Origin of the sequence: Flavobacterium erciyesense (assembly GCF_018069925.1) — a bacterium.
In the GTDB taxonomy this organism is placed as follows: domain Bacteria; phylum Bacteroidota; class Bacteroidia; order Flavobacteriales; family Flavobacteriaceae; genus Flavobacterium; species Flavobacterium erciyesense.
On sequence record NZ_JAGPXB010000035.1, the window covers coordinates 1 to 1,302 of the forward strand.

General features: G+C 48.6%; 1 rRNA gene. It reads right to left on the reverse strand.

The annotated features are described in order from the left end of the window. Positions 1–1,302 (reverse strand): 23S ribosomal RNA (locus KBJ98_RS15195); the annotation flags it as partial.

The window sequence follows — 1,302 nt, forward strand, 5'->3', positions numbered from 1 at the left end:
TGGAAGCCCTTAGGCGCACTATCTCTTCTACCGAAGTATCCGAGTACTATCGTATTTCCCCAAAACCCGTGGATTTGCCTGCGGGTCTTATAGGTAGGTACTTCAACGAACTATTCCGTCAGTTCGCGGCGCTTTCATCACTCCGTCACCCCATCACAGTAATAACTAGTACGGGAATATTAACCCGTTGTCCATCGACTGTCCCTTTCGGGTTCGCCTTAGGTCCCGACTAACCCACAGCTGATTAGCATAGCTGTGGAAACCTTAGTCTTTCGGTGTGCGGGTTTCTCGCCCGCATTATCGTTACTTATGCCTACATTTTCTTTTCTAACCAGTCCAGCATACCTTACGATACACCTTCTACCCTGTTAGAATGCTCCCCTACCACTTGTAATAAATTACAAATCCATAGCTTCGGTAATACGCTTATGCCCGATTATTATCCATGCTCGTCCGCTCGACTAGTGAGCTGTTACGCACTCTTTAAATGAATGGCTGCTTCCAAGCCAACATCCTAGCTGTCTGGGCAGACAAACCTCGTTCTTTCAACTTAGCGTATATTTGGGGACCTTAGCTGATGGTCTGGGTTCTTTCCCTCTCGGACTTGGACCTTAGCACCCAAGCCCTCACTGCACGGAAACATTATATAGCATTCGGAGTTTGTCAGGAATTGGTAGGCGGTGAAGCCCCCGCATCCAATCAGTAGCTCTACCTCTATATAACTTTATGCCGTGCGCTGCACCTAAATGCATTTCGGGGAGTACGAGCTATTTCCGAGTTTGATTGGCCTTTCACCCCTACCCACAGGTCATCCGAAGACTTTTCAACGTCAACCGGTTCGGACCTCCACACTGTGTTACCAGCGCTTCATCCTGCCCATGGGTAGATCACACGGTTTCGCGTCTAACACTACTGACTAAAGCGCCCTATTCAGACTCGCTTTCGCTACGGATCCGTGGCTTAACCACTTATCCTTGCCAGCAACGTTAACTCGTAGGCTCATTATGCAAAAGGCACGCCGTCACCCCACTAAAGGGCTCCGACCGCTTGTAAGCGTATGGTTTCAGGATCTATTTCACTCCGTTATTCACGGTTCTTTTCACCTTTCCCTCACGGTACTGGTTCACTATCGGTCTCTCAGGAGTATTTAGCCTTAGCGGATGGTCCCGCCAAATTCAGACAGGGTTTCACGTGCCCCGCCCTACTCAGGATACCACTATTTATTATACTCGTTACCCATACGGGACTATCACCCTCTATGGTGCTACTTTCCAGTAACTTCCGGTTCCTTGTACATAAAAT